The 6,189-nt window shown below is 47.0% G+C and carries 13 protein-coding genes; all 13 read left to right on the top strand.

The genetic code is table 11. The features are described from left to right. On the top strand, window positions 1-232 hold a 232-nt coding region (locus tag MD588_RS25250), incomplete at its 5' end, for an EF-Tu C-terminal domain-related protein (RefSeq protein ID WP_456107238.1). Window positions 233-483: 251 nt separating this feature from the next. Then, entirely contained in the window at window positions 484-675 is a 192-nt protein-coding gene (locus MD588_RS25245; protein ID WP_265700700.1) for a (2Fe-2S)-binding protein, read from the top strand. A gap of 534 nt (window positions 676-1,209) precedes the next feature. Next, a complete protein-coding gene (rpsJ, locus tag MD588_RS25240) occupies window positions 1,210-1,521 on the top strand; it encodes a 30S ribosomal protein S10 (RefSeq protein ID WP_002541412.1) in 312 nt (103 codons plus the stop codon). Between the two features lie 14 nt (window positions 1,522-1,535). Next, window positions 1,536-2,165: a 50S ribosomal protein L3 gene (rplC, locus tag MD588_RS25235; protein WP_075762925.1), complete on the top strand. Its 630-nt coding sequence runs from the start codon at window positions 1,536-1,538 to the stop codon at window positions 2,163-2,165. Window positions 2,166-2,181: 16 nt separating this feature from the next. Then, window positions 2,182-2,784, top strand: a complete 603-nt coding sequence (rplD, locus tag MD588_RS25230; protein ID WP_128786456.1) for a 50S ribosomal protein L4 — start codon at window positions 2,182-2,184, stop codon at window positions 2,782-2,784. Then, window positions 2,781-3,083 carry a 50S ribosomal protein L23 gene (gene rplW / locus MD588_RS25225; RefSeq protein ID WP_075762923.1) on the top strand — a complete coding sequence of 101 codons (303 nt, stop codon included), beginning with the start codon at window positions 2,781-2,783 and terminating at the stop codon, window positions 3,081-3,083. Before rplD ends, rplW begins: the two co-directional genes overlap by 4 nt. 18 nt (window positions 3,084-3,101) lie before the next feature. Next, on the top strand, window positions 3,102-3,926 hold the full coding sequence (rplB, locus tag MD588_RS25220; RefSeq protein ID WP_265700694.1) for a 50S ribosomal protein L2: 825 nt from the start codon (window positions 3,102-3,104) through the stop codon (window positions 3,924-3,926). A gap of 20 nt (window positions 3,927-3,946) precedes the next feature. After that, the gene (rpsS, locus tag MD588_RS25215) at window positions 3,947-4,225 is read left to right on the top strand and encodes a 30S ribosomal protein S19 (protein ID WP_007469141.1); all 279 of its coding nucleotides are present in this window, start codon (window positions 3,947-3,949) and stop codon (window positions 4,223-4,225) included. 10 nt (window positions 4,226-4,235) lie between these two features. Then, on the top strand, window positions 4,236-4,568 hold the full coding sequence (rplV, locus tag MD588_RS25210; RefSeq protein WP_255389251.1) for a 50S ribosomal protein L22: 333 nt from the start codon (window positions 4,236-4,238) through the stop codon (window positions 4,566-4,568). 19 nt (window positions 4,569-4,587) lie between these two features. Next, window positions 4,588-5,277, top strand: coding sequence for a 30S ribosomal protein S3 (rpsC, locus tag MD588_RS25205; protein ID WP_265700692.1), 690 nt, complete (start codon window positions 4,588-4,590; stop codon window positions 5,275-5,277). 11 nt (window positions 5,278-5,288) lie between these two features. Then, entirely contained in the window at window positions 5,289-5,699 is a 411-nt protein-coding gene (rplP, locus tag MD588_RS25200; RefSeq protein ID WP_265700691.1) for a 50S ribosomal protein L16, read from the top strand. Then, window positions 5,699-5,890, top strand: coding sequence for a 50S ribosomal protein L29 (gene rpmC / locus MD588_RS25195; RefSeq protein WP_128786467.1), 192 nt, complete (start codon window positions 5,699-5,701; stop codon window positions 5,888-5,890). Before rplP ends, rpmC begins: the two co-directional genes overlap by 1 nt. Continuing rightward, complete coding sequence (rpsQ, locus tag MD588_RS25190) at window positions 5,890-6,144, top strand: 30S ribosomal protein S17 (RefSeq protein ID WP_265700689.1); 255 nt, start codon at window positions 5,890-5,892, stop codon at window positions 6,142-6,144. The genes rpmC and rpsQ overlap by 1 nt, the downstream gene beginning before the upstream one ends. The last annotated feature ends 45 nt before the right edge of the window (window positions 6,145-6,189 follow it).

Here is a 6,189-nt window from a genome sequence, read left to right as displayed (position 1 = left end):
TCGTCACACTCCTTTCTTCAAAGGTTACCGTCCACAGTTCTACTTCCGTACAACTGACGTAACTGGTACTATCGAGCTACCAGAAGGCGTTGAAATGGTAATGCCTGGTGATAACATCTCTATGACTGTTACACTAATCTGCCCAATCGCAATGGACGAAGGTCTACGCTTCGCTATCCGTGAAGGTGGCCGTACAGTTGGTGCTGGTGTTGTTGCTACAATCGTTGCTTAATTTTAAGTAACCATTGAACAACTGATAAAAGGGAGCTTCGGCTCCCTTTTTTGTATCTGCTGTTTTTTCGACTGACGTGAATCACTAGTTTGTTATGCCTTATTAGTTTGACACTGCTGTGCATATAATATTTTGCAGATTATTCCTCTATGGCTAATAACAGATCTATCTAATAGTGGGGCTGTTATAACTGGTAATGGAAACTATTCTCGTTTATATTGTCTGCTCTGACTTTTAAAGATGGAAGTGAAATGTACGTTTGCCTCTGCCACGGAATCTCCGATAAAAAAATCATGAAGCTGACACAGGAGCACGGGATCACCGACATCCGCGGGATCCGCCAGGTGACACCACTCGGTTCCATGTGCGGCAAATGTATCCGAACTGCCAAAGAGGTGATCGAAGAGACCGTCGCCAACACGACCTTGAAAAAAGCCAGCTAGTCCTTTCCTTCTATATGTAGCACCATTACTCACGTCTCTGCCTCAGCGCTAATTGAGGTTGAAGCTATGAAAGCGCGGTTTGGGCCAAGCCATGATCAGCTAAGCAGGGCAGGGCAAATAGCCGAAGGAAAATCGTGAAGGCTAGGTTGTTTGACACGGCCACTCTTGCCCGTTAATTTTCAGCACCCAGCACCCAGCACCCAGCACCCAGCACCCAGCACCCAGCACCCAGCACCCAGCACCCAGCACGAATGTGATTATTTTTCCTACAGGGCTTGCGTTCAAAAATGTGATCTGTATAATGCTCCCCACTGTCTCACTGAAGACGGTTGTGAACCAATAAGCATCGAGGAAGAAATCGTTTTTTAAACGGTTTTACAATGTACACTCTGACTTATGTTCGCAGTCATTAAATTGACTGACAATGTATCCAAACGGGATACTACGTTCACATGAATCAATCGGCATTCCCTCGTCTTATCGAGCGTGAGTGGCGATATTGTTTGTGTAATTTTTTATTTGGAGCTCTGTCTAATGCAGAACCAACGTATTCGTATCCGCCTAAAGGCGTTCGATCACCGTCTGATCGACCAGTCTACTGCGGAAATCGTTGAAACAGCTAAGCGTACTGGCGCGCAGGTTAAGGGTCCAATCCCTCTACCTACTCGCAAAGAACGTTTCACTGTTCTTATTTCTCCACACGTTAATAAGGACGCACGTGACCAGTACGAAATCCGTACTCACAAGCGCCTTATCGACATCGTTGAGCCAACAGACAAAACTGTTGATGCTCTTATGCGTCTAGATCTAGCTGCTGGCGTTGACGTCCAGATCAGCCTAGGTTAAGGGGAGATAAGAGAATGATTGGTCTAATCGGTCGTAAAGTGGGCATGACCCGCGTATTTACCGAAGATGGCGTTTCTATCCCAGTAACTGTGGTTGAAGTTGAAGCTAACCGCGTTTCTCAGGTTAAATCTGTTGAAACTGACGGCTACAACGCAATCCAGGTAACTACTGGTACTAAGAAAGCTAACCGTGTTTCTAAGCCAGAAGCTGGCCACTTTGCGAAAGCAGGTGTTGAAGCGGGTCGCGGTCTTTGGGAATTCCGTCTAGAAAACAATGAAGAGTTTGCTGTTGGCGCTGAGCTAAACGTTGAACTTTTCAATGACATCAAAAAAGTAGACGTTACTGGTACATCTAAGGGTAAAGGCTTCCAGGGTGGCGTTAAGCGCTGGAACTTCCGTACTCAAGATATGACCCATGGTAACTCCTTGTCTCACCGTGCTCCGGGTTCAATTGGCCAATGTCAAACTCCAGGTCGCGTATTTAAAGGCAAGAAAATGGCTGGTCACATGGGTGCTGAGCGTGTAACGACTCAGAACCTTGAGATCGTACGTGTTGACGCTGAGCGCAATCTGCTTCTTATTAAAGGTGCAGTACCAGGTGCTACAGGTGGCAACGTGATCGTAAAACCAGCTGTTAAAGCGTAACGTCAAGGAGTTAGTAATGGAATTGGTAGTCAAAGGCGCTGATGCGCTAACTGTCTCCGAAACTACTTTTGGGCGTGATTTCAACGAAGCGCTAGTACATCAGGTAGTTGTTGCATACGCAGCAGGTGCTCGTCAAGGTACTCGTGCTCAGAAAACTCGTTCTGACGTTTCTGGTGGTGGTGCTAAACCATGGCGCCAGAAAGGTACAGGTCGCGCTCGTGCAGGTACAATTCGTAGCCCACTATGGCGTACAGGTGGTGTAACTTTCGCTGCTCGTCCACAGGACCACAGCCAAAAAGTTAACAAAAAAATGTACCGTGGTGCTATGAAGAGCATTCTTTCTGAGCTAGTTCGTCAAGAGCGTCTAATCGTTGTTGATAACTTCTCTGTAGAAGCACCAAAAACTAAAGAGCTAGTAGCTAAGCTGAAAGAGCTTGAGCTTACTGATGCTCTAATCGTAACTGGCGATCTAGATGAAAATCTATTCCTAGCAGCACGTAACCTATACAAAGTAGACGTACGTGACGCTGCGGCAATCGACCCAGTTAGCTTGATTGCTTTCGATAAAGTTGTGATGACTGCTGCTGCAGTTAAGCAAGTTGAGGAGATGCTAGCATGATCACTGAAGAGCGTATTTTAAAAGTTCTACGTGCTCCGCACATCTCTGAAAAAGCGACTATGGCTGCAGAAAACGGTAACACTATCGTATTCAAAGTAGCTATGACAGCAACTAAGAAAGAGATCAAAGCAGCAGTTGAAAAACTGTTCGAGGTTGAAGTTAAGTCTGTAAATACTCTTGTAGCCAAGGGTAAGACCAAGCGTCAAGGTATGCGTGAAGGCCGTCGTAGCGACTGGAAAAAAGCGTATGTTATCTTGAAAGAAGGTCAAGACATCGACTTCGCTGGTAGTGCAGAGTAAGGCTAGGAGCAAAGAAGAATGGCTATTGTAAAATGTAAGCCGACTTCCCCAGGTCGTCGCCACGTAGTTAAAGTGGTTAACTCTGACCTGCATAAGGGTAAGCCGTACGCACCACTACTAGAGAAAAAATCTAAGTCTGGTGGTCGTAACAATAACGGTCGTATCACAGTACGTCACATCGGTGGTGGTAACAAACAACACTACCGTATGATCGACTTCAAGCGTAATAAAGATGGTATCCCAGCGACAGTTGAGCGTCTGGAATACGATCCAAACCGTAGCGCAAACATCGCGCTGGTTCTTTACGCAGACGGTGAACGTCGTTACATCATCGCACCAAAAGGTATCCAAGCTGGTGATCAGATCCAGTCTGGTTCAGATGCTGCTATCAAAGTTGGTAACACACTACCAATGCGCAACATCCCAGTAGGTTCAACTGTACACTGTGTTGAGCTTAAGCCTGGTAAAGGTGCTCAGCTGGCTCGTTCAGCTGGTGCATACGCTCAGATCATTGCACGTGCAGGCACATATGTGACTCTACGTCTACGTTCTGGTGAGATGCGTAAAGTTCTTGCTGAAGGTCGTGCGACTCTAGGTGAAGTTGGTAATGCAGAACACATGCTACGTGAGCTAGGTAAAGCTGGTGCTTCACGCTGGCGCGGTGTTCGTCCAACTGTACGTGGTGTTGTAATGAACCCAGTTGATCACCCACACGGTGGTGGTGAAGGTCGTACATCAGGCGGTCGTCACCCAGTTACACCTTGGGGTGTTCCAACTAAGGGTTACAAGACTCGTAAGAACAAGCGTACCGACAAGTACATCGTACGTCGTCGTAATAAGTAATAAATATCAGAGGATAAGCCATGCCACGTTCTCTCAAGAAAGGTCCTTTTATTGACCTGCACTTGCTGAAGAAGGTAGAGAAAGCGGTGGAAAGCGGTGACAAAAAGCCTGTTAAGACTTGGTCCCGTCGCTCAATGATCATCCCTCAGATGATCGGTTTGACCATCGCTGTCCATAATGGTCGTCAGCACGTTCCTGTTTTCGTTTCTGAAGAAATGATCGGTCACAAGCTAGGCGAATTTGCACCAACACGTACTTACCGCGGTCACGCTGCGGATAAGAAAGCTAAGAAGCGCTAAGGAGTAGGTAATGGAAGCTATCGCTAAACATCGCTTTGCTCGCATTTCGCCGCAGAAAGCTCGTTTGGTTGCAGATCAACTGCGCGGTAAGCCAGTTGCTCAAGCTCTAGAAATTCTTCAGTTCAGCAACAAGAAAGCTGCTGATCTAATCAAGAAAGTTCTAGAGTCTGCTATCGCTAACGCAGAACACAACGAAGGCGCAGACATTGATGATCTTAATGTTGCAAAAATCTTCGTTGACGAAGGTCCTACCATGAAGCGTATTATGCCTCGTGCTAAAGGCCGTGCCGATCGCATCTTGAAGCGTTCTAGCCACATCACTGTTGTTGTAGCAGACCGCTAAGAGACTAGGAGAGAAAGCAATGGGTCAAAAAGTACATCCTAATGGTATTCGTCTAGGCATCGTTAAGCCTTGGAATACCACTTGGTTTGCTAACAGCCAAGAGTTCGCTGACAACCTAGACGGCGACTTCAAGGTACGTCAGTTCCTTACTAAAGAACTGAAAAAAGCGTCTCTATCACGCATCGTTATCGAGCGTCCTGCTAAGAGCATCCGTGTGACTATTCACACTGCTCGTCCAGGCGTTGTAATCGGTAAGAAAGGTGAAGACGTAGAAAAACTACGCGCTCGCGTTGCTAAGATCGCTGGTGTTCCAGCTCAGATCAACATCGCTGAAGTACGTAAGCCAGAGCTAGACGGTCAACTAGTTGCAGACAGCATCGCGTCTCAGCTAGAGCGTCGTGTTATGTTCCGTCGCGCTATGAAGCGTGCAGTTCAGAACGCTATGCGTCTTGGCGCTAAAGGTATCAAGGTTGAAGTAAGCGGCCGTCTAGGCGGTGCTGAAATCGCACGTTCTGAGTGGTACCGTGAAGGTCGTGTACCTCTACACACTCTTCGTGCTGACATTGATTACGCAACTTCTTCGGCTCACACCCAATACGGTGTAATCGGTATTAAAGTTTGGATCTTCAAAGGTGAAGTTCTAGGCGGTATGCCAGTTGCTGAGCCTAAGGCTGACAAGCCTAAGAAGCAGCGCAAAAGCCGTAAATAAGGAGTTTATTGATGCTGCAACCAAAACGCACTAAATTCCGCAAGACTTTCAAAGGTCGTAACCGCGGTTTAGCGAACGGTACTGACGTAAGCTTCGGCTCATTTGGTCTTAAAGCAGTTGGCCGTGGCCGCATTACTGCTCGCCAGATCGAAGCAGCTCGTCGTGCTATGACTCGTCATATCAAACGTCAGGGCCAAATCTGGATTCGTATCTTCCCAGACAAACCTATTACATCTAAGCCTCTTGAAGTTCGTCAAGGTAAAGGTAAAGGTAACGTAGAATACTGGGTAGCACAGATTCAACCAGGTAAAGTTCTATACGAGATGGATGGTGTTCCTGAAGAACTAGCTCGTGAAGCATTCAACCTTGCTGCACGTAAGCTACCAATCAAGACTACATTCGTAACTAAGGCGGTGATGTGATGAACGCACAAGATCTGCGCGCTAAAAGCGTTGAAGAACTTAATGCTGAGCTTGTGAGCCTACTGCGCGAGCAGTTCAACCTGCGCATGCAGGCTGCGACTGGTCAACTACAGCAGACTCACACTCTGAAAGCTGTACGTCGCGATATCGCACGTGTTAAAACCGTTCTGACTGAGAAGGCTGGCGCATAATGAGCGATAAAATTCGTACTCAGCTTGGTCGTGTAGTTAGCGACAAAGGCGATAAGTCTATTGTTGTTGCTATCGAGCGTAAAGTGAAGCACCCGATCTACGGTAAGTACATCACTCGCACGACTAAACTTCACGCACATGACGAAAACAACGAGTGTGGCCTAGGCGATACTGTTGAAGTTCGTGAGTGTCGTCCACTGTCTAAGACTAAGTCTTGGACACTGGTACGTGTAGTTGAAAAAGCTCGCGTTTAAGCGAACTTAGCAACTAGTTAATACAGCGGCCCCGAAAAAAATTTG

The organism is Photobacterium obscurum, from assembly GCF_026191635.1.
In the GTDB taxonomy this organism is placed as follows: domain Bacteria; phylum Pseudomonadota; class Gammaproteobacteria; order Enterobacterales; family Vibrionaceae; genus Photobacterium; species Photobacterium obscurum.
Note: the sequence above shows the minus strand (reverse complement) of the source record. Positions and strands in the feature narration are given on the sequence as shown.

Excerpts from the sequence above, each read along its gene's own strand:
- rplD (WP_128786456.1), top strand. The coding sequence starts at position 2,182 with ATGGAATTGGTAGTCAAAGGCGCTGATGCGCTAACTGTCTCCGAAACT.
- rpsC (WP_265700692.1), top strand. The coding sequence starts at position 4,588 with ATGGGTCAAAAAGTACATCCTAATGGTATTCGTCTAGGCATCGTTAAG.
- rpsQ (WP_265700689.1), top strand. The coding sequence starts at position 5,890 with ATGAGCGATAAAATTCGTACTCAGCTTGGTCGTGTAGTTAGCGACAAA.
- rplV (WP_255389251.1), top strand. The coding sequence starts at position 4,236 with ATGGAAGCTATCGCTAAACATCGCTTTGCTCGCATTTCGCCGCAGAAA.
- rplC (WP_075762925.1), top strand. The coding sequence starts at position 1,536 with ATGATTGGTCTAATCGGTCGTAAAGTGGGCATGACCCGCGTATTTACC.
- rplB (WP_265700694.1), top strand. The coding sequence starts at position 3,102 with ATGGCTATTGTAAAATGTAAGCCGACTTCCCCAGGTCGTCGCCACGTA.
- rpmC (WP_128786467.1), top strand. The coding sequence starts at position 5,699 with ATGAACGCACAAGATCTGCGCGCTAAAAGCGTTGAAGAACTTAATGCT.
- rpsS (WP_007469141.1), top strand. The coding sequence starts at position 3,947 with ATGCCACGTTCTCTCAAGAAAGGTCCTTTTATTGACCTGCACTTGCTG.
- rplP (WP_265700691.1), top strand. The coding sequence starts at position 5,289 with ATGCTGCAACCAAAACGCACTAAATTCCGCAAGACTTTCAAAGGTCGT.
- rpsJ (WP_002541412.1), top strand. The coding sequence starts at position 1,210 with ATGCAGAACCAACGTATTCGTATCCGCCTAAAGGCGTTCGATCACCGT.
- rplW (WP_075762923.1), top strand. The coding sequence starts at position 2,781 with ATGATCACTGAAGAGCGTATTTTAAAAGTTCTACGTGCTCCGCACATC.
- MD588_RS25245 (WP_265700700.1), top strand. The coding sequence starts at position 484 with ATGTACGTTTGCCTCTGCCACGGAATCTCCGATAAAAAAATCATGAAG.